Origin of the sequence: Streptomyces sp. NPDC050287 (genome assembly GCF_044459385.1) — a bacterium.
Taxonomy (GTDB): domain Bacteria; phylum Actinomycetota; class Actinomycetes; order Streptomycetales; family Streptomycetaceae; genus Streptomyces.
The window spans coordinates 67811-91769 of sequence record NZ_JBITIY010000005.1; the positions used below are offsets into that span (position 1 = coordinate 67811).

General features: G+C 69.6%; 17 protein-coding genes and 4 pseudogenes. 11 read left to right on the forward strand and 10 right to left on the reverse strand.

What is annotated here, in order from left to right; translation table 11 throughout:
- Positions 1-154 precede the first annotated feature (154 nt).
- Complete coding sequence (locus ACIBK3_RS18930) at positions 155-1399, reverse strand: IS110 family transposase (protein ID WP_266586690.1); 1245 nt, start codon at positions 1397-1399, stop codon at positions 155-157.
- 431 nt (positions 1400-1830) lie between these two features.
- Here ACIBK3_RS18930 and ACIBK3_RS18935 point away from each other — a divergent pair, with 431 nt between their 5' ends.
- The 3 genes and pseudogenes from ACIBK3_RS18935 (at position 1831) to ACIBK3_RS18945 (ending at position 5329) form a co-directional block, all read left to right on the forward strand.
- Positions 1831-2079 (forward strand): DUF2637 domain-containing protein, encoded by a 249-nt coding sequence (locus ACIBK3_RS18935; RefSeq protein ID WP_266586692.1) that lies wholly within the window; start codon positions 1831-1833, stop codon positions 2077-2079.
- Positions 2080-2232: 153 nt separating this feature from the next.
- Positions 2233-4004: pseudogene (locus ACIBK3_RS18940) on the forward strand (IS481 family transposase).
- Positions 4005-4969: 965 nt separating this feature from the next.
- Positions 4970-5329, forward strand: a complete 360-nt coding sequence (locus tag ACIBK3_RS18945; RefSeq protein WP_266588550.1) for a DUF2637 domain-containing protein — start codon at positions 4970-4972, stop codon at positions 5327-5329.
- Here the strand turns inward: ACIBK3_RS18945 and ACIBK3_RS18950 are convergent.
- Positions 5319-5501, reverse strand: a pseudogene (locus ACIBK3_RS18950) (hypothetical protein); the annotation flags it as partial. The gene ACIBK3_RS18945 and the pseudogene ACIBK3_RS18950 overlap by 11 nt on opposite strands.
- 118 nt (positions 5502-5619) lie before the next feature.
- Positions 5620-6246, reverse strand: a complete 627-nt coding sequence (locus ACIBK3_RS18955; protein WP_266586694.1) for a TetR/AcrR family transcriptional regulator — start codon at positions 6244-6246, stop codon at positions 5620-5622.
- 962 nt (positions 6247-7208) lie between these two features.
- On the opposite strand from ACIBK3_RS18955, the gene ACIBK3_RS18960 reads away from it, so the two are divergent.
- The 3 genes and pseudogenes from ACIBK3_RS18960 to ACIBK3_RS18970 all read left to right on the forward strand — a co-directional run bounded on the left by ACIBK3_RS18960 (position 7209) and on the right by ACIBK3_RS18970 (position 10066).
- Positions 7209-8729, forward strand: a complete 1521-nt coding sequence (locus tag ACIBK3_RS18960) for an MFS transporter (RefSeq protein ID WP_266586696.1) — start codon at positions 7209-7211, stop codon at positions 8727-8729.
- A 128-nt stretch (positions 8730-8857) separates the two neighbouring features.
- Positions 8858-9753: pseudogene (locus tag ACIBK3_RS18965) on the forward strand (ATP-binding protein); the annotation flags it as partial.
- Between the two features lie 49 nt (positions 9754-9802).
- The gene (locus ACIBK3_RS18970; RefSeq protein WP_371649072.1) at positions 9803-10066 is read left to right on the forward strand and encodes an ATP-binding protein; all 264 of its coding nucleotides are present in this window, start codon (positions 9803-9805) and stop codon (positions 10064-10066) included.
- A gap of 363 nt (positions 10067-10429) precedes the next feature.
- Here ACIBK3_RS18970 and ACIBK3_RS18975 read toward each other — a convergent pair whose 3' ends face one another.
- On the reverse strand, positions 10430-10819 hold the full coding sequence (locus tag ACIBK3_RS18975; protein ID WP_399366899.1) for a limonene-1,2-epoxide hydrolase family protein: 390 nt from the start codon (positions 10817-10819) through the stop codon (positions 10430-10432).
- A gap of 74 nt (positions 10820-10893) precedes the next feature.
- Between ACIBK3_RS18975 and ACIBK3_RS18980 the strand changes: the two genes are divergently transcribed.
- Entirely contained in the window at positions 10894-11508 is a 615-nt protein-coding gene (locus tag ACIBK3_RS18980; RefSeq protein WP_266586698.1) for a TetR/AcrR family transcriptional regulator, read from the forward strand.
- Positions 11509-11742: 234 nt separating this feature from the next.
- Here the strand turns inward: ACIBK3_RS18980 and ACIBK3_RS18985 are convergent.
- The 4 genes and pseudogenes from ACIBK3_RS18985 to ACIBK3_RS19000 all read right to left on the reverse strand — a co-directional run.
- Positions 11743-12141 (reverse strand): annotated as a pseudogene (locus ACIBK3_RS18985) (DDE-type integrase/transposase/recombinase); the annotation flags it as partial.
- A 251-nt stretch (positions 12142-12392) separates the two neighbouring features.
- Positions 12393-14603, reverse strand: coding sequence for an MMPL family transporter (locus ACIBK3_RS18990; protein ID WP_269648611.1), 2211 nt, complete (start codon positions 14601-14603; stop codon positions 12393-12395).
- Between the two features lie 13 nt (positions 14604-14616).
- The gene (locus ACIBK3_RS18995; RefSeq protein ID WP_269648612.1) at positions 14617-15084 is read right to left on the reverse strand and encodes a methylglyoxal synthase; all 468 of its coding nucleotides are present in this window, start codon (positions 15082-15084) and stop codon (positions 14617-14619) included.
- A gap of 41 nt (positions 15085-15125) precedes the next feature.
- Positions 15126-15797, reverse strand: coding sequence for an SDR family oxidoreductase (locus ACIBK3_RS19000; RefSeq protein ID WP_266586704.1), 672 nt, complete (start codon positions 15795-15797; stop codon positions 15126-15128).
- 148 nt (positions 15798-15945) lie between these two features.
- Here ACIBK3_RS19000 and ACIBK3_RS19005 point away from each other — a divergent pair, with 148 nt between their 5' ends.
- Positions 15946-16638 (forward strand): TetR/AcrR family transcriptional regulator, encoded by a 693-nt coding sequence (locus tag ACIBK3_RS19005; RefSeq protein WP_266586706.1) that lies wholly within the window; start codon positions 15946-15948, stop codon positions 16636-16638.
- A 438-nt stretch (positions 16639-17076) separates the two neighbouring features.
- Here the strand turns inward: ACIBK3_RS19005 and ACIBK3_RS19010 are convergent, their stop codons facing one another.
- A complete protein-coding gene (locus ACIBK3_RS19010) occupies positions 17077-18507 on the reverse strand; it encodes an amidohydrolase family protein (protein WP_266586708.1) in 1431 nt (476 codons plus the stop codon).
- On the reverse strand, positions 18504-19781 hold the full coding sequence (locus tag ACIBK3_RS19015; RefSeq protein WP_326670783.1) for a CoA transferase: 1278 nt from the start codon (positions 19779-19781) through the stop codon (positions 18504-18506). Before ACIBK3_RS19015 ends, ACIBK3_RS19010 begins: the two co-directional genes overlap by 4 nt.
- A gap of 37 nt (positions 19782-19818) precedes the next feature.
- On the opposite strand from ACIBK3_RS19015, the gene ACIBK3_RS19020 reads away from it, so the two are divergent.
- From ACIBK3_RS19020 to ACIBK3_RS19030, 3 genes are all read left to right on the forward strand, one after another.
- Positions 19819-20883 (forward strand): enoyl-CoA hydratase/isomerase family protein, encoded by a 1065-nt coding sequence (locus tag ACIBK3_RS19020; protein ID WP_266586712.1) that lies wholly within the window; start codon positions 19819-19821, stop codon positions 20881-20883.
- Between the two features lie 272 nt (positions 20884-21155).
- Entirely contained in the window at positions 21156-22634 is a 1479-nt protein-coding gene (locus tag ACIBK3_RS19025) for an aldehyde dehydrogenase family protein (protein ID WP_266586714.1), read from the forward strand.
- Positions 22635-22723: 89 nt separating this feature from the next.
- Positions 22724-23950: a CaiB/BaiF CoA-transferase family protein gene (locus ACIBK3_RS19030; protein WP_266586716.1), complete on the forward strand. Its 1227-nt coding sequence runs from the start codon at positions 22724-22726 to the stop codon at positions 23948-23950.
- Positions 23951-23959 lie beyond the last annotated feature (9 nt).

Here is a 23959-nt window from a genome sequence, read left to right on the forward strand (position 1 = left end):
AGCCAGAGGGCGGGCATTTGTCTGCACACAGAACCCGGCGTACAGCCCGACTCGTCTGCCAGCAGGGCTCTGACGCGTAAATAGGTGCAGGTCAGGACAGGTTCGGGCAGGGCCGGGTGACCCGGGTGGTCGCCGGGTGTGCCGGCTCGGTCGGTCAGGCCGCGCCTTCCAGTGGGTTGAGGGTGACGGTGTAACCGAGCTGGTTGAGTGCGTTGATCGCGCGGCGGGTGGCGCGTTGAGGGTCGCGCTGGGCGAAGTAGTTGCCGCCGAGTTCGTGGTAGGGCTTGTGGTCGGTGAGCATGTGCCAGATCGCGGTGATGATCGAGTGCTCGACGGCGACCAGGGCCCTGAGTGGGCCGCGGCGGGCGGTGAGCCGCTTGTATCGGGCCTGGAGGTAGGTGTCCTTGATTCGCACCGCGCCGAAGGCGGCCAGCCCGAGGGCGCCTTTGAGGTACGGATTGCCGGGGCGGACGTTGGCGCTCTTGGTGCGGCCGGCGGACTCATGGTGGCCGGGGCAGACCCCGGCCCAGGACGCGAGGTGTTGGGCGGAGGCGAACCGGTTCATGTCGCCGCCGGTCTCCGCGATGATCACCTCGGCGACGACGCGGTTGATCCCGGGGATGGTATCGAGCAGGTCGAGCGCGGGACGAAAGGGGGCCATCGTCTCCTCGATCCGCTCGTCCAGCTGCCGGATCGCGTCGGTGAGTCGGTCGTAGTGGTCCAGGTGCAGCCGGGTCAGGAACGCGTGGTGCTCGCGGAGGCGTCCGGTCAACGCCTCGGCAAGCTCGGGGATCTTGTTGCGGAGCCTGCGCCTGGCCAGCTCCGCGAGGACCTGTGGGTCGCGTTCCCCGGAGGTCAACGCCTCCAGCATGGCGCGGCCGGAGACGCCCATGATGTCGGAGGCGACGGCGGCGAGTTTGATCCCGGTGTCCTCCAGCAGTTTCTCCAGCCGCTGCACGATCTGGCCGCGTTCACGGGTCATCTGGGTGCGCGCCCGGGTCAGATCCCGCAGCTCGCGCACGTGCTGATCGGGTACGAAGGAGGGACGGACCAGGCCGTGCGCGCCGAGCTGGGCCAGCCAGGCCGCGTCCGAGACGTCTGTCTTGCGGCCGGGCAGGTTCTTGACCTGACGGGCGTTCACCAGGATCACGTTCAGGTCTTCGGCCAGCAGGTAGTAGAAGGGCTTCCAGCAGTCCGAGGTCGCCTCGATCACAACCAGGGTGACTTCGGCGGCGAGCAGGTGATCGCGCAGGGCGAGCACCGCATTCGTCGTTGACCCCCAGGTCGTGGTCTCGGTCGTGAACGATCCCCGCCGTTTGGTGCTCGGGGCGCGGACGCACGCCTTGGCGTCCTTCTTGCTGATGTCCACACCGGCGCAGCGTTCGTGCAGCACGTCCACGTCCCGATCCCCTCCCTCAACGGCCGAGTGGCATGCCGTTCCGGGAGGACCAGGGTGAATCAGGAATTCTGACGCACGTGCTCGCAGCAACACTCCACGGTTCCCGTGGACGGCCCTCAGTACCACGCTGACCTGCGAGCTCACCGGCATCACAGAGCAATCGGTTTCGGCCGGAACGAACCCCACCAGCGTCCCGCAGCGGTATCAGCCCACGTCAGAGGCGGACGGAGGCATCCCGGCGCGCGCCACAGGATTTACCACGCCCCCGGCGCGCACCGAAGGTGCGCTGGATCGCTGACCTGCCCTTATAGCCTGGTCGGAGCCCTTTGCCGTGTCTGGGCACATCCCGCTTCTACCTGCGAGTTCCCGAGAGTTCCCGTCGAGGTGTGCACGCGTTGTGCACTGGGGCGAGGTGCCGGGCGGTGAGTTCGATGAGCGCTGACACCGAGCCCCAGGAAGGAACCGTCAGGAGCCGAGGCGTCGATCCGGATGCGTGGATTCGACCGCTGTGCGCTTTGGTCGTTGCCGGGGTGGCGGCCTACGCCTCGTATGTGCATCAGCGAGAGCTTGCGATGCAGGGTGGAGCGGATGTGGTCAGCGCTTCGTTGTGGCCCCTGTCTGTCGATGGCCTCTTGCTCTTGGCGACTGTCAACGGCCACTCAGTTCTCCCCGGAGTGTGAAGTCCCACGGGCTGTTGGACAGTTTGGTCCCGGCTGTTCCTGGACGGTCCCACGGCACTTTTGACGGTCTCGGCACATCCTGGACGGCCGTGGCTCGTTGGTCCTTCCGTGACGGAAACGCGTGAGCCGGAGCCGGTGGACGACCGGCGGTGGATGGCCGAGCACCGGTACCGGGCGGTGCTCCAAGTGCTGGACGGGGCCCCGGTCGCGCAGGTGGCCCGGCAGTTCGGTGCGTCGCGGCAGTCGGTGTACACCTGGGTCGAGCGGTACCACGTCGGCGGGCTGGACGCTCTGGTGGACAAGTCGCGCCGACCGCACGTCTCGCCGCACCAGGTGCCCGCCGAGGTCGAGGCACTGGTCTGTGAACTGCGCCGCTCCTATCCACGGTGGGGCGCTCGCCGGATCGTCCACGAGCTGGGCCAGCGTGGTCTGGTGCCGGTGCCCGGCCGGTCCACGGTGCACCGGATCCTTACCCGACAGGGGCTGATCAACCACCAGGAGCAGAACCACCGCCGCGTCTACCGCCGCTGGCAGCGCGACGCTCCGATGCAGTTGTGGCAGCTGGACATCATGGGCGGGGTGTTCCTGGCTGGCGGGCGCGAGTGCAAGCTGGTCACCGGCATCGATGACCACTCCCGGTTTATCGTGATCGCCAAGGTGGTCGCCGAGCCGTCCAGCCGCGCGGTGTGCACCGCCTTCGCCGAGGCCATGACCACCTACGGGGTGCCGTCGGAGGTGTTGACCGACAACGGCAAGCAGTTCACCGGCCGCTTCACCAAGCCGGTCCCGGCCGAGGTCCTCTTCGAGCGGATCTGCCGGGAGAACGGCATCACCGCCCGGCTGACCAAACCCCGATCACCGACCACCACCGGGAAGATCGAGAGGTTCCATAAGTCCCTGCGGCGTGAACTGCTCGATCATGTCGGTCTGTTCGCGGACCAGGCAACAGCCCAGGCTGCCATCGACGCCTGGGTGCATGGCTACAACCACAGCCGGCCGCACCAGGCACTCGACATGGCCGTGCCCGCCGCCAGGTTCCGCCCTGCGGCCAAGGACCCGCAGCAGGACCGGCACGAGGTCCACCTGCCCGAGCCGCAGGACAAGACCACGCCTGCGACGGGCTGCTGGCGCCGCAGCTGCCCGCGCCGCTGCCCTCACCGCGGCTGCCCGTCGACGAATCCCACATCAGGGCAGTGGAGTTCGAGGCGCTCATCTCGCCGATCGGCAGGCTGTGTCTGCCCTCCGGCCAGCAGCTGAAGTTCCCCGCCGCGCTGGGCGGACGCACCGCCACCGTCTGGGCTGATGAGCGCAGCATCCACGTCTTCATCGACGGCGAACTCGCCCGCACCCGCACCTCCCAGTTCACCGCTGCCGACCTGAAGGCGCTGGTGCAGCGCGGCGGGCGGATTGCCGGCCTCGAACCAGCGACGCCCGCCCTGCCCGACGGGCCGCAGGCCCCGCTCGTGGTCGAGGTCGATCGGCTGGTCGGCCGGGACGGCGACGTCGGCCTCGGCGGGCAGCGCGTCAAGCTCGCGGCCCAGCTCGCCGGACAGCAGGTCACCCTGCGGTTCGACGGCCAGCTGATGCATGTCATCGCCGACGGCCGCGTGGTCAAGACGCTGCCCGCGCCCATCCCACCGGAGCAACGAGCGCAGATCAGCGGAGTCCGCAGCCCGCGCACGGCGATCATCCCTCCTTCGGCGCAGGCCCTGCGGGCTCAGCGCAAAGTGCCGGTGGACGGCGTGGTGATGGTCGGCGGCCAGCGCCTGCGGATCGGTCGGGCTCACGCCGGGAAAGCCGTGACCATCCTCATCGAGGACACCGTCTTCCGCGTCCTGGACGGTGACGTCGAACTGTCCACCCATGCCCGCACCAGCGACAAGCCGATCAGGCAGTTCAAGGCGGTCGCGCGCACGAGGAAGTAGCGACTGTCCAGCATCTACCGGTGACGTCCAGCGTCTCCTGGGACCAAACTGTCCAAGATCTCGCGGGACCTCACACCGTCAGCGACAGCCGGTCTGCTGAAGCCGACGGGACCCCGTTCACGTCGCGCGCGGGGTGCTGTGTGGTCGGCGTTTCTGCTGGGGATCGCGGTCTCGCTAGCGGCGAACGTCGCGGCGGCACCAGCTCTGAAGTGGAAGCCCGTGCTGGTGGCCGGGTGACCGCCGGTCGCGCTGCTGCTGTCGGTGGAGCTTCTGGTGCACCGCCCGATCGATCGACTGATCGGAGAAGCCGGGCCGGAACGAGTGGACGGTGGTGAACCGAACGGCGATGATCCCTTGCTCGCTCAGGCTCGGACGATCGATGCCAGGCATCGGCGTCTGCATCAGCGACCCGTCTCGGCCGAGACCTTGCGGAAGGAACTGCGGGTCGGTTCGAGTCGGTCGAGGCGGTTGGCCACGCTTGTGCGGGACAGCCGTGGCGAGAGCCGCGGTGCTGACGAGCTTCGTGATCCGGTGAACGGACAGAACTGACGGCAAGCGAGTGAGTTGCGTAGATATCTTGCCAGAACTGGATAGCAGGGTTCCGCTTTGACGGCGCTTGAACGAGCGCGCGATATGGGCCCCCTCCTGGTCTCGGCGGTGCTACGGGAACCGTCACGCACAGCAGCGCCGCGAACGCTGCACCCATTTGATCAGACTGCGCAGGTTCGAGCCCCCGGCTGGGCACCGACAGCATCTGTACGGCCCCGTACCGGCCGTGAGCTGGTTCTTTCCGGCACGGTCGCGGTGCCGCGGGTGCGTCGGCGTCGTCGTAGGGGTGGTTCCCGGTGACCGGCCCGAGGGAAACGCCACGCGGTGCGTCTGTGAGTGTCCGTGATGCTCCTCCGAGTGGCGCTGGTGCGGGTATCCGGGCTGAGGTGTGGGTGCGGCGTGGTTGTGCGTTGGTGGTGGCGTCGGTGGCCGGGTACGCCTCGTATGTGCATCAGCGGGAGTTCGCCCTGCAGGGCGGGGCTGACGCAGTGAGCGCAACGTTGTGGCCGTTGTCGGTTGACGGCCTCTTGTTGCTGGCGACTGTGGGGCTGCTGAACTCGTCCCGGAGCGCGGGGCGTCGGGCGCGGACGGTGGTGTGGCTGGCGTTCCTCCTCGGGATCGCGGTGTCGTTGGCAGCGAATGTGGCGGCTGCTCCGGCGCTCGCGTGGCGGCCGATGTTGGTGGCGGGCTGGCCTCCGGTGGGTGAGTGGCGGTTCCGTTGTCGGCGAAGACGTCGACGCCGGTGCTGGAGGGGTCGGGGAAGATCTGGTGGGTGAGGACGTCCTGCTGGCCTGAGGCGTTCTCTGCGTAGACCTCGACGGAGGACGCGTCGGCCAGGATGTGCAGGCTGGGGGCTTGCCGTCGAGTGCGGCGGGGCGCGCTCGGTGCTGGAGAAGCTGGGGTCGAAGTCGGTCGTACCCGAGGCGGTGCGGTCCAGGTAGACCTCACTCGTCACCAGATGGCCGGTCGTATCGGAGGTGAAGCAGACTCATCGCGCCGCGAGACGGCCGAGGCAAGCCCGCACCCCGGCACCTCGCCGACGGCCCTCTGTCGTGGCATGGGGAGATCAGGCTTCCGGTCCCTGTGCGTAGGCAGCAGACCCGGGGAACTCCCGTGCCGGGGGAGGGGGCAGGGGGGTCGGCGAGATGCGCAGCCCATCGACGACCAGGGCGAGGTAGCGCCTGCGGCCCGCGCCGTCGGGATCGCCTAGACGCACCGTGGCCAGAACCATGACGATGACCGCCGCCAGGTCACGAATCTCCAGCTCCGGTCGCACCACCCCCGCCTCGACGGCACGTCGTAGCAGCCGTTCAAGGGAGCGCAGGTAGCGGTGCACGCTTTCGACATCGAACGCGTCGGACTCCCGGGCAAGGGAGAGGATGACCTGCCGTTGAGCCAGTACATCGATGCTGGCCCCGAGCACGTCGACGAGATCTCGCCACGGATCTTCGGTGTGCGCCGCCGCCATGGGCTGGATCTCCGTGGTGAGAACGTGGTCCAGGATGGCTCGGACCAGCTCGTCGCGAGCGCGAAAACGCCGGTAGACCGTCATCACACTTACCTCCGCGCGCCGAGCGATCTCCTCGAGGGTCACCTCCGGCCCGATCTCCTCGAACGCCTGGACCGCGACACCGACGATCCGCTGGTAGTTACGAGCCGCATCAGCCCTCAAGGTCCGTCCCTGCGTCGCCATGACTGCACAGTAGTACGCGCTGCCGGGCCGTCGGCCGTCCACAACCTGGCCGTCAGGCCACGTGCGGCGACGTCAAGCCGTACACCGCCAGTGCGGCGGCACCTCCGGTGCTTTCGTTGTGACCCGTTCCCTGGGTTGTGACCATCATGAAAATAAGTGAAAGCCAACTAACACTTATCGCCAGAGCGGTGCTACGGTCCAGGTGTGATGAGCAACCTCTTCCAGATCACAGACAAGGTCGCCGTGGCAACCGGGTCCGGCCGGTCATTGGCGCCGCGACGGTGGTGGCACTCGCCGAAGCGGGCGCCGACGGGGTCATCGCTTCGCGCACCGAGGAGGATCTGACCACGGTGGCCGCGCCCTTCATGCAGGAAACCGGGGGCGGAGCGATCGCCCACAGCGCGACGATCCTCTCCCTCGCCTCACCCGCGAATTCCCAGGTCACCGGCGAGATCATCGAAGTCGACGGGGGAGTCAACTTCCGCCCGTCGGCCTTTGGCCGTCGGGTCTGTAAAGCACCCCATGGGACGACGGGCCGGCCGAATGGGGGTGCGCGCTCGGTGTTCTCGCAGGACGTGCCGGGTCGCCTCCGCCGCATCAGTGGTGACATCACCGTGTTGCGTCCGGCCACGGAGAGCGCATGCTCACGGGCAGCCGGAGCGGCACACTCCGCGGCAGCCTTTTCGGGGGGCGTACGAAATAGCTCGATCTGCGACGGCGAGGCGCACCCGGGGCGCCGTACAGCCGTGCCTGCTCCGCCGGCGACGTGGCGGGAGGGGTGCGCCGGGAGACCGCGGTCTCGTCGGCGAAGGCCTCGACCGTCAGGGTCTCGCGGACGCGCTCAACTCAAGGTGCCCGGCCGCTTGTGCAGCGCTTGACGGGCTGCCCGCTTTCTGACGAATGAACGATCGCACGACGTCCCCTCCATCCCTGTTACCGATCGCCCCTACGGAGGCTCGACCATGCCCCATTCCCGTCCCCGAACCGTCGATGACGGAAGGGCCACAGCACCGCGCCCCCAGGCCGTGGTGGCGGCCCTGGCCTTCGGCGGAATCGTGTTCTCGCTGATGCAGTCCCTGGTCATCCCCATCATCCCGGACCTTCCGAAGCAGCTGGGAACCTCGCCGTCGAACGCTTCCTGGGCCATCACCGCCACCCTGCTCGCGGGCGCCGTCGCCACCCCCGTGATGGGCCGGCTGGGAGACATGGTCGGCAAGCGCCGTATGCTTCTGGTCAGCCTGGTCATGCTGGTGACCGGCTCGGTCATCGCCGCACTCAGCGACTCACTGACACCAATGATCGTCGGACGGGTGCTGCAGGGAATGGCTGCCGGCGTCATCCCGCTCGGCATCAGCATCATGCGTGACGAGCTGCCCCCGGAGCGGCTCAGCTCCGCCACCGCACTGATGAGCGCATCCCTGGGCGTGGGCGGTGCCCTCGGCCTGCCCGCCGCCGCGGCCATCGCCGACAACTTCGACTGGCACACGCTGTTCTGGGCCTCCGCCGGCGCCGGCGCCCTCGCCACCGTCCTGGTACTGGCGCTCGTACCGGAGTCGCAGGTGCGCACTGGCGGACGCTTCGACGTCGTCGGCGCCATCGGCATGGCGGCCGGCCTGGTCTGCCTGCTCCTTGCCATCTCCAAGGGCGCCGACTGGGGCTGGACCAGCGGCACCACCCTCGGCCTGTTCGCCGCGGCCGTCGTGGTGCTGCTGTTGTGGGGCTTGTTCGAACTGCGCGTCAAGGAACCGCTGGTGGACCTGCGCACCGCCGCGCGCCGTCAGGTGCTGTTCACCAACGTCGCCTCGATCGCCGTTGGGTTCGGCATGTTCACGATAATGCTTGTCGTGCCGCAGCTCCTGCAGCTGCCCACTGCGACCGGCTACGGTCTGGGCAGGTCGCTGCTCACCGCCGGCCTGGTCCTGGCGCCGATGGGCCTGGTGATGATGGCCGCGGCTCCGGTGTCCGCCCTCCTCTCCAAGGCCCGGGGCCCGAAGACGACCCTGATGACCGGCGCTCTGATCGTGGCCGCCGGCTACGGCCTGAACATCGTCCTCATGGACGAGGTCTGGCAGTTCATTTTGGCGTCCTGCATCGTCGGCGCCGGCATCGGCTTCACCTTCGGCGCCATGCCTGCCCTCATCATGGGCGCGGTCCCCGCGTCCGAGACGGGTGCCGCGAACAGCCTCAACACCCTCATGCGGTCTATCGGCACGTCGTCCGCCAGCGCGGTCGCCGCCGTGATCCTCTCCCAGATGACGACGACGGTCGGCTCCGTCTCCCTGCCGTCGGAGAACGGCTTCAAGACGGTCATGGCCGTCGGCGCCGGCGCCGGCCTCCTCGCGTGCGTCCTCGCCTCCTTCATCCCGCGCCACCGCCCCGCCACCGCCAGGGCGGTGGACACTGCAGCCGAGTCGGCCATACCGACCGCGATCCCGGACAGGGCCGCCGTACCGGCCACCGGGGCCAACACCATGGAGAAGTAGTGGGTCACCGTTTCCCGTCCGCCGCCCAGCGGATGCCGGTGCCCTCCACCGCCGCGGCCGTTGCCGGAGGGCTACCGGACGGTGGACGCGCCCGAGGCGCGGGGAAGACGCCCCTGGCCGGAGCCTCGATGACGCTGATCCCGCTCGCAGGACGTCAGGTGGGCCGCTCCGTCACCCGCGCCGACGGCTCGTACGGCGTGGACGCGCCCGGCGCCGGATCCTACGTCCTCATCGCGTCCGCAGACGGATACCAGCCGCAGGCCACGACAGTGGCCGTGCGCGACGAGCCGGTTGCGTTCGACATCCTGCTCAGCGGTACCAGCGGGCTGACCGGGGTGGTGCGCTCCGCCGACAGCGGGGCCCCGGTCGCCGACGCCGCAGTCATCGTGACCGACGTGCGCGGGGACGTCCTGGCCAACCGAACGCCGCCTGGCCGCACTGCCGCCCGACTCACGTCCGCTGCCGTCGGTGGCCGCCTACGACCAACTCCTGCGTCACACTCGGCCGTCAGCCGGGCGTCCCACCAGTTAAGGAGCCCCGCCATGAGCGTCACCCGTCACCGCGGCCTGACCGAACAGGCTGCTGATGCCGCCATCGATGCCGCCTGCCGCAACCTGCGGCTGCCCACGATGCGCGGCCAGTTCTCCGAGCTCGCCGACGCCGCGGTCCGCGATCAGATGACCTACCGCGGGTTCCTGGCCGAGCTGCTGATGGCCGAGTGTGACGACCGCAACCGCCGCCGTTGCGAGCGCCGGATCAAAGCCGCGGACTTCCCCCGCGAGAAGGCACTGCGCACCTTCGAGTTCGACGCGAACCACGCCATCGACCCAGCTGCATCCACACCCTGGCCTCGTGCGACTGGGTCCGCAAAGGGCTGCCCCTGTGTCTGATCGGCGACAGCGGCACCGGCAAGTCACACCTGCTGATCTCGCTGGGCACCGAGGCCGCGATGGCCGGCTTCCGGGTCAAGCACGTCCCGGCCACCAAGCTCGTCAACGAGCTCGTCGAGGCCGCCGACGAGAAACTGCTGACCGAGACGATCGCCCGCTACGGACGAGTCGATCTTCTCTGTATTGACGAGCTGGGCCTACATGGAGCTGGACCGGCGCGGCGCCGAGCTGCTGTTCCAGGTTCTGACCGAGCGCGAGGAAAAGAACAGCGTGGCGATCGCCTCCAACGAGTCGTTCTCCTCCTGGACCAAGACGTTCACCGACCCGAGGCTCTGCGCGGCCATCGTGGACCGCCTCACCTTCGGCGGCAACATCATCGAGACCGGCAGCGACTCCTACCGACTCGCCCACACCAAAGCCCGCCAGCAGGCCGCTGCCGTCTCCTGACGGCACCGGGCCCTTCCTTCCCAGGCGCCGATCACACCGACCGGAGGACGGGTCAACGTGGAGAGCCCGCAGGTGTCGGCGTACACCTGCAGGAGAAGAACAACTCCCCTCGCCGGGCAGGCAGGCTCCAGGATGACGCGCGCAGAAGCGGAACGGTCACGCTGGCATGGTGGCCGGTTCGGTTGTCATCCCGTCGCCCGATCTGGTGGCTATCACGCCGCCCTGGGACCGCAAGCTTGGCGAATTCGGCCGGCGGATCGGAAATGGGTTGCGGTCCCAGCACGGCGTGACCGAGGCGCCATCAGGCGACGGGATGACAGCCAAACCTCGACGGGCGCACAGAAGGGCGGCGCGGCCCCTGGATCAGGACGATTGCGGGACCAGGGCGCTGTAGTCCTCGCCGGTGTTCATCTTGACGAGGAGCGCAGTGTCGAAGTAGTCGGTCCACCGGCTGATCTTGCCGCCAGTGATAACGAAGGTGCCCATCACCGGAACCCCGTGCTTGATACCGTCCGGTGTACGGATCATGTCGACCCGCTCGGTGAGCACGACATCACCGTCCCCAGCCAGGTTGACCATCCGGTACTCATAGCTGTCTGGGAACGCCGTCATCTGCTGAGCCAGGTTCTCTACGATGGCGTCGACGCCGACCGCCGGCGGCATACCGACGTTGTGGTACACGGCGTCGGCAGTGAAGAAACGGCGCAGGACCTCCGCGTCACGTTTGACCATCAGGTCGCAGAACTCGCTCACCAGCGCTGTATTGGTGCTCATCATGTCCTCCGAATCAGTCAACATACAACCTGTATGTGGACCATACTGAGGGCATGTCGAACGAGCAACCCCCCACCCGGGCCTCCGCGATCGCGCAGCGGTCAGAGGCCACCCGCGCGGCCCTACTCGAGGCGGCCAGGCGCCTGTTCGTGACCAAGGGCTACTTCAACACCGGGACCGAGGAGATCGTGGCCGAAGCGGGGGTCGGGACGAGGGGTGCGCTCTACCACCACTTCAACGGCAAGAAGGCGCTCTTCCACGCGGTATTCGAAGCCGTCGAGACCGAGCTCATGACCGCCGCCTCAGGCGCAGACCAGATCGGCAGCGCCGCCGAACAGCTCAGATCCGGGCTGATCGGATTCCTCGACGCTGCCGCCAGCCACCGTGACGTGCAGCAGATCCTCCTCATCGACGGACCCGCCGTCCTCGGCTGGCAACAATGGCGCACCCTGGAGGAAAAGTACGGACTCGGCGCCATCCGCACCCTCCTCGAACGCGCCGTCACCGAAGGCACCATCGCCCCACAACCCCTCGACGCGCTCGCCCACATCCTGCTCGCAGCACTCGACGAGGCGGCCCTCTACATCGCCAACGCCCCCGACCCCGACACAGCCAAAGAGGAATCCGCCACCGCCATGGAACGACTCCTCCGCGGCATCAGCGCATAACCCCAGACGCGATCTCATCACCCGGTCCAACCGGGGACGCTTCCAGCGATCGAGCGCACCCACTCCCTGTACCACATTCGTGCAACACGACACCGGCGAAGCACGACAGGCGACGATCATTGACGAACACGTCGACCGCAGCTCAGAAGCCATAGCCCGGCACTGTCAATTTGTGTGGGTGATGGGGTAGTTGGGGCAGGCTGGGGTGGTCTCGTGTGGCCGGTGTTGTGCCCGTCAGGCATTCGCGGGGGCGCAGCCGGTGACGGTGCGCCAGATGGTGAAACGGTGGGTCATTTCGGTGCGGTAGTCACGGGCTGTGAGCAGGTGGCGGCGAGGGCGGAAGTGGGCTGAGATGCCGCTGAAAGCGGACAGGAATCTCTGGGCGTGCCCTGGTGAGGTGAAGCGCCGCATGGCGCGTTCCCGCTGCCTCGTTGGCTGGTGACTGTTCTCGGCCCGGTTGTTGAGGTACTTCGACTGACGGTGCTCGGCCGAGGGCATGACCTGGCGGTGGGCGGCGCCGTAGGAGCGCAGTTTGTCGGTCACGATCACCCGGGGCACGTACTCGTACTCCTTGAGCAGACGGCGGAAGAACCGCTTGGCCTTCACGGCCGAGGTGCGGGCGTTGTGCAGGACTCGCAGTCCCTCGGCGGCGCCGGCGTGGATCTTGGGTATGACGCCCGCGCGTCCGGAGGCGACTGCCTCGGCGGCGGCATAGGCGCAGGGGCGTGGGAGTGGTGCGACCGGGCGGGGCGCGGCACGGGGGCGCCGTCACCTCGGGCAGAGATTCATACGGCCTATGGCCTTCTGGTGGGGCGTCCCGGCTCATGATCTCCGGGACGCCCCACCACGGGTGCCTGTTCCGCCTTGTGGCGCAGGGGCGGGCTTCAGGAACGCGCGGACGGCTCGGGTTCGGGGGCCGGGCTGTCCTGTGCGGAGGCCGGGAAGGGTTCGTCGGGTGGGTCGACCGAGAGGTGGGGCATCCTGCGGTCCAGCCAGGCCGGGAGCCACCAGTTGGCCTTGCCGAACAGGTGCATGGATGCCGGGACCAGGATGGTGCGCAGGACGAAGGCGTCCAGGGCGACCGCGGCGGACAGGCCGATGCCGAACTCCGCGATCGTGCGCTGGCCGCCGAAGACGAAGGCGATGAAGACGCAGACCATGATGGCGGAGGCAGCGGTGATGACCCGCGCCGTCTCCACCTGGCCGACGCGCACCGAGCGGGCGTTGTCCTTGGTGTGCACCCACTCCTCATGCATTCGGCTGACCAGGAACACCTGGTAGTCCATGGACAGTCCGAACAGGATGGAGATCATCATCACGGGGAGGAAGGCTTCTATCGGACCTGCCCTGCCGAGTCCCAGGGCTTCCGAGCCCCAGCCCCACTGGAACACCGCGATCAGGATGCCGAAGGAGGCTCCGGCGGCCAGCAGGTTCATCACCCCCGCGACGACCGGGATCAGCAGACTGCGGAAGGCGAGCATGAGCAGCAGCCCGCCGAGGATGACGATCACCACGATGAACAGCGGCAGCTTGCCGGTGAGTACCGTCGCGAAGTCGTTGAACATCGCGGTCGGTCCGCCGACGTAGACCTTGAGGGCGGTGCCCTTCTCGGCTGTGGGGATCACCTCGTCACGTAGGCGGTCGATCAGGTCGGAGGTCTCCTTGTCCTGGGGGGAGGCGGTGGGGAAGACCTGGACGATGCCCACCGTGGAGCCGGGCCGGATGGGCATCGCGGTGACGCTCGCGACGCCTTCGACGTTCTCCAGCCGGGCGGACAGTTTCGTCAGGGCGGCCTTGTCCGCGGCCGAGGGGACCTGGGCGACGAGCTGCAGTGGCCCGTTGAAGCCGGGGCCGAATCCGTCGGCCAGCAGGTCGTAGGCCTTGCGGGTGGTGGTGGACGCCGGGTTGTTGCCCGCGTCCGACGACCCCAGGCGCAGGGAGAAGACGGGGAGGGTGAGGGCGACCATCACCACCAGCGCGACCAGGGACAGCACACGGGGGCGCCGCTCGACCACAGCGGCCCAGCGGACCCAGGGGCCGGATGTGGCGTTCTCGGGCAGTGGCTCGCCGGCTGCCAGCCTGCGCCGCGCCCGCCGGCCGAGAACCCGCATGCCGAGCAGTCCCAGCAGGGCCGGAAGGAGGGTCACCGCGGCGAGGACGGTCAGCGCCACCGTCAGCGCCGAAGCCACGGCGACTCCGTTGAGGAATTCGGTCTGCAGGACGAACATGCCCAGCAGGGCGATGCAAACGGTGCCGCCGGCGAAGAGTACGGCACGTCCCGAGGTGTTCACCGCCCTGACCAGGGATTCCTGGACGTCGAGCCCGGACTGCAGGCCCTTGCGGTGCCGGGTGACGATGAACAGGGCGTAGTCGATGCCCACACCCAGGCCGATGAGGGTGGACAGGGTCGGGGCGATCTCACCGATGGTCATCCCATGACTGAGCAGGCCCGTGGCGAGGATGGCGGTGCCGACCCCGGCTGTCGCGGTCAGGATCGGCAACAGCATGGCGAACAGCGAGCCGAAGGCGATGAAGAGCACCACGGCGGCCGCCAACACGCCGATGAGTTCACTGGTGGCCGGCGGTGCCTGCTCGGTGCTCTTGATCGCCTGGCCGCCCAGTTCGACCTGCAGGCCGTCGGTCCTGGCCGCATCAGCGGTGTCGATCACCCGCTGGACGTCCGCATCGTCGAGGTCCTGCTGGACCTTGGCGAAGTTCACCTGGGCGTAGGCGGTGCGGCCGTCCTTGCTGATCTGGGCCGAGCCCTGCGCACTGTAGGGGCTGGTGACACCGCTGATCTCGGGCAGCTTGGCGATCTTGTCCAGGGTGTCGGTCATCCGCTCCCTCGTCGCGCTGTCGCGGACGGAGCCGGAGTCGACATGCCAGACCACGGTGTCCGTGTCGCCGGCCTGAGCGGGGAAGGACGATCTCAACAGGTTCAGGGCCTTGTTGGACTCGCTGTTCGGCAGTGAGAAGCTGTTGTTGTAGGCGCTTCCGGCGCTCTGCGAAGCGGCAACGAGTCCGCCGAGCAGGCCGAGCCAGAGCAGCACGACGACGACCCGGTGTTGGTAGCACCAGCGTGCGAGAGTAGACAATGGGGCTCCACGTTCAGGGGTGGGTGGTTCGGTAGGTGCCGAGGCGCTCTCGCCGAGAGCCGGGTCCGGTGACCGGATCATCATGATTTTGCAATCGCCCTGGCTGCGGCATCCGCGAGGGGAACCGCGAGTCGGCAAGAGCATGTGTCGTGGCCGGGTTTGTGGCGGTGGGAACGTCGTACAGGGTCGCGAGGCGCAGCAGTGCATACACGTCGTGAGCGTGCGGGTGGACTCCCAGCGGGTCCCAGAAGAACACCAGGCAGGTCACCTGTCCGGTGCTGACCAGCGCGCCGATCTGCTGGTCTCCACCCAACGGCCCCGACTCGACCGAGTCGACGGGTAACCCCGTCGACTCGGTCACAACGCGCGCCGTACTACGTGTGGCTACCAATCGCTTCCCCATGAGCCAGGCGTGTTGCGCCTGGGCCCATTTGGCCAGTTCATGTTTCTTCGCATCGTGTGCAATGAGAGCTATCACCATGGGTGGCGTGGCCGTGTTCGCCGCGGGTAAGCCGGAGGTGTTCACCGGGTGCCGCCGGGGGCGGTGTGGACGATCTCGGCCTGGTCGCGTTTGGTGTACGCGTCCCAGTAGTGCTCGGCGATGGTCTCGGGCTCGGTGCCGGGACCGCTGCCGATGTACACGCCGATGGCCACGTGTGCGGCGTGCACTCCGTGCTCGGCGAGGTCGATGCCCAGGGCCATGGCGTAGTTGCGCAGGGCCGCCGCTGCGACGCCGATGCTGCCGAACGCGCCGCCGCTCGGCCGGATGGAGGAGGCGCCCGTGGAGAACAGCAGGGTGCCGCTGCCGCGTTCGAGCATGGCGGGCAGCACCTGACGGACCGCGGCGACCGCTCCGTAGAGGTAGTAGTCGAGCTGCTTGTGGAGGTCCTGCGCGGTGGCGTCGACGGCGGCGGCGCCGGCGAATGTGGGGTCGGCGGGTGAGTACTCCAGTACGTCGATGGCGCCGAACCGGTCGGCGACCGCGGCGAGCGCCGACTGCAGCGAGTCGGGACGCGTCACGTCCGCGGCGAAGCCCGCGGCCTCGATGCCCTCCTCGGCGAGCTGTGCGGCGAGCGCGTCGAGCTTGTCCTGGGTCCGGGAGACCAGGGCGACCTGGAAACCCTCCCTTCCGAAGCGGCGGGCGATGGACAGGCCCAGGCCTGGGCCTGCTCCGATGACGGCGATGACGGGCATGGGTGGTGCTCCTGTGGTCGGACGGACTGAATGGATGAGGCGCACTTCCCGCCCCGACAGCGGTCAGGACTGAAAGTCGAGGGCGGCCTCATGTTCTGGAGCGTAGCAGAGAATATGAGGCTGCCCTCCGGTTGATAGGCTGAGTGGCATGGCCATCGACCGTCCGTCCGCCTCCGCCTCGAACCCGGCCCCTGCCCGCCCCCTGCGGCGCGACGCGCAGCGCAATCGCGAGGCCCTGCTCACCGCGGCCCGCTCCTGCTTCGCCGAGCAGGGCCTGGAGGCATCCCTGGAGCAGGTGGCCAAGCGGGCCGGGGTGGCCATCGGCACGCTGTACCGGCACTTCCCCACCCGGCTGGACCTGGTGCAGACAACCTTCGCCGGGAAGCTGACCCTCTGGCGGGAGGCCGCCGAGAAGGCCGTCACCATGGACGACGCCTGGGCGGGGCTGTGCCACTTCCTGGAGACCATGTGCGAACTCCAGTCACAGGACCGGGGGTTCAACGACCTGGCCTCCATACGACTGCCGGAGAGCGCCTGCCTGGCAGGCGCCCAGACCCGCATCCGCGAACTCGGCGTACACATCGTCGAGCGCGCGCAGGAGCAGGGCAGCCTGCGCCCCGACCTCACCCCCCAGGACCTCGCCTTCGTCATCTGGTCGCACAGCCGCGTCACCGAGGCCACCCACGCCATCGCCCCAAACGCCTGGCGCCGCCACCTCTACCTTCTGCTCGACGGCTTCCGAACCGACCGCGCCCACCCGCTGCCGGCACCGCCGCTCACCGGGGAGCAGCTGTACCGCGCCATGACCAGCCTCGGCGGAAACGGGGCCTGCGGCGCCTGACCGTCGGCACGCGTCGTTGTCTGGCTCTAATGACTCCTAAGAGGTCGTATTCCTCTATAGATTACGTTTCATCCCAACAAGTCCCCGCGGCGGAGTGGGCCTTGAGATACCTCAGGGGTTGGAGCGATTGACGGGGCGCGAGGGAGGCCCACATTGCCCGTCTCATCCGAGGAAGCCCGTCTCATTCCAAGGGGAGTTGATATCAGCGATTACTCCCGCCGCTCTGCGCAGGAACCCGATACGTGAGAGACGCAAGCGCCTGCCTGTGGCGCGTGAAGTTGCACAAAATAGAGGAAAACGACCTCTCAGCGCAACGTCCCCGTCGATGCCTGCCGCTTTCTTTCCGGTGCTCTGCTGCGTCACCCGGCGCACAACTCCTGATCTCGGATGTCCGTCCAAGCGGATCAAGCCCACGGCGCCGGTGAACCGCGCAGCTGTTCACGCGTCCTGTGCGGGTCCGGTGTCATCGCCGGCCACGGGACGACCGCCGATCAGCACCAGCCGTACCAGCTCGGCGTCCAAGAGGGCCAGTGCCTGGGCTATGGGGGCGCGCAGCAGCACCAGATCGGCCGGCGCCCCCGGGTGGATCCGCTGTGGCGAGTCGCCCGGCCGCTGGGCAGTGGAGAGGTAGCCCGTAATTGCCTGGGCGGGAGTGAGCCGTTCGCCGGGGCCGAGGACGGCGCCCGAGCCGGTGCGCCGCTGCACGGCGGCGCGCATGACCGCCCAGGGGTCGATGGGCCCGTAGGGCGCGTCGCTGGACAGGCCCACCGGGATCCCGGCCGCCCGCAGCGACGCGCAGCGGTACAGGTCGCCGTGCTCGTCGGCGGGTGTGCCGCGCCGGTAGTCGTCGCCGCGGTCGGCGAGGAAGCCCGGCTGGGTCACCACCCGCAGGCCCAGGCGCCGTACGGTCGGCAGGACTTCGCAAGGAGTCAGGGACGCGTGTTCCAGCCGGTCGCCGGGGAGCGTACCCACTTCCTCCAGTACCGCCAGGAGCAGCAGGATCGCTTCGCGGGTCACACAGTGCACGGCGACCGGCCGGCCGGTCCGGTGCGCCGCCTCGACGGCTTCGGCGAGTTCGTCGAAGCCGGGCAGCGCCGAGTCGGCGATGACGATCTTCCACGGGCCGGATCGCGGACCGGACCGTTCGGGCGGGCTGCCGGTGAGCGGTGCGCCGAGCAGATGCACCCGTTGCGGCAGTTCTTGGCGGGCCATCGCCTCGGACACGGCCGCGACCGTGGCGGCGTCCAGGCCGGGCGTGGCGTCGGTGATCGTGGTGATGCCGTATCCGGCCAGTCGTCGGCCCAGGTCGGCCAGCGAGGGCGGGGCGCCGGGCGGCAGGCGACCGCGCAGCCAGGCGTCCGCCCGCCACAGCCGTCCGGTCGGGCGGCCGTCGGCGTCCCGCTCCACCCCGGCGTGATCGGCCGTGGCCAGGCCGACGGCCGCGACAGCACGGGAGTTGAGCATCCACAGCGCGCCGCTGCGGTGCTGCACCCTCACCGGCACGTCAGCGCGCAGCGCGTCCAGCCGGGCCGCGTCCAACTCGCCCGCCACGGATTCGTGGTAGCGCACCCCCCGGACCCAGCCGTGCCGGTCGGGGCCGGCGCGGTGCAGGGCCCGCGCCAGCCCCTGCGCGTCGTGGACCGTGGCCGGGTCGCACGCGGCGGAGGCGAGGTCCGCCGCGGTGGCGAACAGGTGCAGGTGATGGTCCGTCAACCCGGGCAGCAGGGCTCCACCGTGCGCCTGGAGCTCGTGCTCCGCACGGCCCGCGCGCGGCAGGGCGCGGCCCGTCTCCAGCACCCGGCCGCGTCCGATCCGCACATCCAGGAGCTCTCCGTCGATCTCCGCGCCGCGGATGAGCAGGCCGGTCATGGTACGGCGATCCCGAGCCGGCGCAGCACCGCACCGGTGTCCGCGCCCAGCATCGGCGCGGCACCGGCGGGCGTGCGGGCCACCGGCGCCGCCACCGGGACCAGGCCCGCGCCGGTGTCCACCTGCCAGCCGTCACCGCCGTCCAAGGGCAGCGCGCGCGCCGTGGGGGCCGTATGCGCGCGTACCGTCGCCGCCACCACATCGGCCATCGCCACCTCCCACAGCACTCCGCCACCGCCCTCGGGTTCGGACATCGCCAGCGCGGCGGCCGTCAGACCGGTCAGCGGGTCGGCGATCGCGTCCCCGCAGAAGACCGGCGTTCCCTGGTCGTCGGTGGCCAGCAGGCCGCCTGCCGCGGCCACGTCGTCGCCGAACCCCACCCGGTCCACGGACCGGCCGTAGGCGGTGATCGACACCCAGGTGCAGCCGCGCTCCACCTCGGCCGCCGCGTCCAGGCCGAACCGGGCCAGGGCCCGGGGGCGGGAGGCCTCGACGACCACGTCCGCGGCGCGCACCAGCGCGTGCAGCGCCGCTCGGTCGGCCCGGTCGGCCGGGTCCAGTGCCACCGCGCGGTGCCCGGCGTGCAGCAGGTCGTAGAAGGCCCGGTTGCCGAACCTCGCACCGTCCGGACGCGAGGGCACCTCGACCTTGACCACCTCCGCCCCGGCCAGCCCCAGCAGGTGCGCGCACAGCGGACCGGCCCACAGTGCGCTGAAGTCGACGACCAGCATGCCGCGCACCGAGCGGGGCCGGCCAGGGCGCGGCACGCGTACGGCATCCGCCTCCAGCCCCCCGCCCGGCCACCCGCGTACCGCCCCGGCCGCCAGTCCCAGCAGCGCCACCCGCTCCTCCAGCTCGGCCGTGCTGTGCGCGGCGAGCCAGGTGGCCAGTCGCCGCGGCAGCCACTCGTCCAGCTCATGCCCGATCAGCGCGCTCCACAGCAGCGGGTCGTCCGGGCGTACGCAGGAGACCGCCGCCCAGCCGTCCGCCGTGGGCAGCAACCGGCACCCGCCGCCCACCGAGACCCGCCCCCTGCGAGTGGCGCCGGTCAGCGCCGCCCGCTCGGCCAGCAGCCGCCCTCCGTCCACCCGTACCGGACGGCCCGCCTCCGCGCCGGCCCGCCCGATGTGCGCGGCCAGGCGCGCGGCGAGAGCGGCCGCCTCGCCCATGGGCACCAGCGGAGTCCCGCCGGCGTGCCCGGTCAGCCACATCACTCCACTGCGTGCCCAGGCGTCTGCCGCGGCAGCGGCTGACTGCGGTGCCCCAGTGACCATGCCCGGATGGTAGAACGAGGAGGTGGCTGCACCAACCATGATCCGTGTCGAGGACCTGGCCGCGGGCGCGGCACAGGCGGAGCTGCTCGGTGCGGACGGGACCGTGGAGGATCCGCTGGTCGTCGTCGACCTGGACCAGCCGGCCGCCGACGAGACAGTGCTGCGCCGGGCGGTGCGCCGGGCCGCGGAGTGCGACCGCCTGCTGGTGGGCCTCACCCGCACGACCGACGGCACACGCCACCTCGTCCCACCGCTGCTGGACGCGCTGGACCTGACACTCGTGCCCGTCGACAGCGCCGATCGGCGTCTGGTCGCAGTCGACGACCCCGAGGCGACAGCCCGCACCCTGGTGCGCGCGGCCGCGGACAGCCCCCAGGCGGCCGTCATCCTGGGCCGTCTGCTGCGCACCGGCCCGCGGCTGACCGTAGGACAGGCCCTCGACGCCGAGTCGCTCGCCTACTCCACACTGCTGGCGGGCCGTCGCTTCGCCCGCTGGCAGGCCGCCCGCGCTCCCCGCCGGCCGCCGCCGCCCGCCCCGGCCGATCCCGTGCTCGTGTGCCGGGACGGGGACGTCCTGCGGGTGACCCTCAACCGGCCGGAACGGCACAACGCCTATGGCCGGGAACTGCGCGACGCCCTCGTCGCCGCGCTCGACCTCGCACTGCTGGACGACACCCTCACCGAGGTCGTCCTGAGCGGCAACGGGCCCTCCTTCTGCTCCGGCGGCGACCTCGGCGAATTCGGAGTCGCCCGCGACCTGGACACCGCACATCTGATCCGCACCCGCGCCGGCGCCGCCCTTCCCCTGCACAAGCTGCGCGACCGCGTCACCGTCCGCCTCCACGGCAACTGCATCGGCGCCGGGATCGAGCTGCCCGCCTTCGCCTCCCGGGTCGTCGCCGACCCGGGAGCCGTCTTCCGCCTGCCCGAACTGGGCATGGGCCTGATCCCCGGCGCCGGCGGAACGGTCAGCGTTCCGCGCCGCATCGGCCGCTGGCGCACCCTCCATCTCGTGCTGACCGGCTGCCCGCTCACCGCCGAACGCGCCCTGGACTGGGGTCTGGTCGACGAACTGAGCCCGTCCGGCCCGACCGGCGCCTGACCCGGAACACGGGAACACACGCCGAGCTGAGGCGTGCACGGATCTCGACACCCCTGCCTGGAAGCCATACGATATGGCTTCCAGAAAGCCTTTCGTTAGCGTGGACGGAGGGGCTGGCGCCCTTGCGACCTGCGGTGTCACCGCAGGAACCGGGCGTCGGCCGAGCCCTGCCGGGGGGACCGCCGCCGCGTACCCACGGTCAAGCGCCGCCCCCCGCCGTTGCCGACCGTGACGTCACCCGCGATGTCCGCACCCACGGAGAGGTAGCGCAAATGATCGAGACCAGCGTCGGTCCGTTCACACCGGAACGCCGCATGCTCATCGACGGCAAGCTCGTCGAAGCGGCGTCCGGCAAGCTCTTCGACAACATCAACCCCGCGACCGAGGAAGTGCTGGGCAGCGTCGCCGACGCCGGGCACGAGGACATGGCGCAGGCCGTCACCGCGGCCCGGCGGGCGTTCGACGAGACCGACTGGGCGACCGACCACGCCTTCCGCCGACGCTGCCTCGAACAGCTGCAGGAGGCCCTGGAGTCCGAACGCGAGCACATGCGCGCCGAGCTCGTCGCCGAGGCCGGCACCCCGGTGGCGGTCACCCGGCTGCAGTTGGACTCCCCTCTGGAGGACGCCCTGCGCTGGCCGGCCAAGTACATCGAGCAGTTCCCATGGGAGCGGCAACTGCCCGACGGGAACGCCTTCGGGATGGCCAGCAAGCGGAAGGTGGTCAAGGAGCCGCAGGGTGTCGTCGGCGCGATCATCCCGTGGAACTACCCGTTCGAGGTGACCGCCAACAAGCTCGGCCCGATCCTCGCCACAGGCAACACGGTCGTCGTGAAGCCCGCACCGGACACCCCCTGGAACGCCACCCGCCTGGGCCGGCTCATCGCCGAGCACACCGACATCCCCGCCGGTGTGGTGAACATCGTTCCGTCCTCCGACCACCTGGTCGGCGAGGCCCTCACCCTCGACCCGCGGGTGGACCTGATCTCGTTCACCGGCTCGACGGTCACCGGCAAGCGGATCATGGAGAAGGGCGCCGCCACGCTCAAGCGCGTGTTCCTCGAACTCGGCGGCAAGTCTGCGATGATCGTCTGCGACGACGCCGACCTGGCCCAGGTGCTGCCGGGCGCCAGAGCCGTCTGCTCGCACGCCGGGCAGGGATGCGCGCTGCAGACCCGCGTCCTGCTGCCCAGGTCCCGGTATGCCGAGGGCGTGGCGATCCTGAAGTCGGTCATGGAAAACATCCCGTACGGCGATCCGACCGACCCGGGCAACATCCAGGGCCCGCAGGTGAGCGCGAACCAGCGCGACCGCGTCCTGGCGTACATCCACAAGGGCGTCGAGGAGGGCGCCGAACTGGTCGTCGGGGGACGCCGGCCGCCTCACCTCGGCAAGGGCTACTTCATCGAGCCCACGCTGTTCGTCAATGTCGACAACTCCATGACGATCGCCCAGGAGGAGATCTTCGGCCCCGTCCTCACCGTGATCGCCTACGACGACGACGAGGACGCGATCCGCATCGCCAACGACAGCAGCTACGGGCTGTCCGGCGGAGTCTTCTCGGCCTCGCCCGAGCGGGCCATGGCCATCGCGCACCGCATCCGCGCCGGGTCGATCTCGGTGAACGGCGGCAGGTGGTACGGCGCCGACGGACCGTACGGGGGCTACAAGACCAGCGGTATCGGACGGCAGAACGGCGTCGAGGGGTTCGAGACCTACCTCGAGACCAAGCTCATCGGGTACATCGGCTGAGCGGTCCTCGACCGCCGCGCCACAGATCCCGCGTTCAGCACCGGACAAGGCACCGGGCAAGCAAGGCACCGGACAAGCAAGGAGTACCCGTGAAACGTCCCATGGAAGGCGTACGGATCGTCGAGGTCGCCCAGTACACGTTCGTGCCGGCGTCCGGCGGGGTCCTCGCCGAGTGGGGGGCCGAGGTCATCAAGATCGAGCACGCGGTCCGCGGCGACGCGCAGCGTGGCCTGGTGAAACTGCTCGGCCTCGACGTCGTGCCGACGACATCCTTTTTCCCGATCATGGAGGGCCCGAACCGGGGCAAGCGCAGTGTCGGCATCGCCCTGGAGGTGCCGGAAGGCCGTGCGCTGCTGGACGAGCTGATCCGCTCGGCCGACGTGTTCGTCACGAACTTCCTGCCGAGCGCGCGGGAGAAGCTGCGCATCAACGTCGACGACATCCGCGCGGTCAATCCCGACATCATCTACGTCCGCGGCACCGGCTTCGGCGCCCGGGGCGAGGACGCGGGCAAGGGCGGATATGACAGCACGGCGTTCTGGGGAAGGGCTGGGAGCGCCGACGGCGTCACGCCGGTCGGCGCCGACCGGCTGGCCAGGATGCCGTCGGGCGCGTACGGCGACTCAATGGGCGGCCTGACCATGGCCGGCGGCATCGCGGCCGCGCTGTACGCCCGCAAGGCGACCGGCGAGCCGTCGGTCGTGGACGTGTCCCTGCTGGGCCTCGGCGCCTGGGCGACCCAGTACTCCGTCAACCAGGCCCTGCTCGTCGGCGGCCCGTTGCCCAAGGTCCAGGAGCCGCGGCACGGCTCGTCGTCGAACCCGCTGGCCGGGTCCTTCCGCACGGCCGACGGCCGCTGGCTGCTGCTGACCATGCTCCAGCCCACCAGGTACTGGCCCGAGTTCTGCGAGCGCATGGGACGGCCGGAACTGGTGACCGACCCGCGCTTCGCGGGCGGCGCCGTCCTGGAGCACGGCGCCGAGGGCGGTGACATCGTCGCGGAGATCATCGGCGGTATCACCCTCGACGAGTGGTGCCGGCGGATGGAGGGCGCGCAGGGACAGTGGGCACTCGTGCAGAACGCCTACGAGGTCGGCATGGACCCGGCGCTGCGCGAGAACGGCTTCATCACCAAGGTCGTCGACGCCGACGGGGTGGAGCGGGAACTCGTCGCCAACCCGGTCCAGTTCGACGAGACACCCGTGAAGAGCCGACGGGCTCCGCAGTTCGCCGAACACACCGACGACGTACTGCGCGACCTCGGCAAGTCCGAGGAGGAGATCATCGATCTGAAACTCCTCGGTGCGGTCACGTGACCGCACCGA

What these genes read in the sequence shown, in the direction of transcription:
- ACIBK3_RS18935 (WP_266586692.1), top strand. Translation starts at nt 1,831, where the DNA reads ATGAGCGCTGACACCGAGCCCCAGGAAGGAACCGTCAGGAGCCGAGGC.
- ACIBK3_RS18955 (WP_266586694.1), bottom strand. Translation starts at nt 6,246, where the DNA reads ATGGCGACGCAGGGACGGACCTTGAGGGCTGATGCGGCTCGTAACTAC.
- ACIBK3_RS18960 (WP_266586696.1), top strand. Translation starts at nt 7,209, where the DNA reads ATGCCCCATTCCCGTCCCCGAACCGTCGATGACGGAAGGGCCACAGCA.
- ACIBK3_RS18980 (WP_266586698.1), top strand. Translation starts at nt 10,894, where the DNA reads ATGTCGAACGAGCAACCCCCCACCCGGGCCTCCGCGATCGCGCAGCGG.
- ACIBK3_RS18995 (WP_269648612.1), bottom strand. Translation starts at nt 15,084, where the DNA reads ATGGTGATAGCTCTCATTGCACACGATGCGAAGAAACATGAACTGGCC.
- ACIBK3_RS19000 (WP_266586704.1), bottom strand. Translation starts at nt 15,797, where the DNA reads ATGCCCGTCATCGCCGTCATCGGAGCAGGCCCAGGCCTGGGCCTGTCC.
- ACIBK3_RS19005 (WP_266586706.1), top strand. Translation starts at nt 15,946, where the DNA reads ATGGCCATCGACCGTCCGTCCGCCTCCGCCTCGAACCCGGCCCCTGCC.
- ACIBK3_RS19010 (WP_266586708.1), bottom strand. Translation starts at nt 18,507, where the DNA reads ATGACCGGCCTGCTCATCCGCGGCGCGGAGATCGACGGAGAGCTCCTG.
- ACIBK3_RS19015 (WP_326670783.1), bottom strand. Translation starts at nt 19,781, where the DNA reads ATGGTCACTGGGGCACCGCAGTCAGCCGCTGCCGCGGCAGACGCCTGG.
- ACIBK3_RS19020 (WP_266586712.1), top strand. Translation starts at nt 19,819, where the DNA reads ATGATCCGTGTCGAGGACCTGGCCGCGGGCGCGGCACAGGCGGAGCTG.
- ACIBK3_RS19025 (WP_266586714.1), top strand. Translation starts at nt 21,156, where the DNA reads ATGATCGAGACCAGCGTCGGTCCGTTCACACCGGAACGCCGCATGCTC.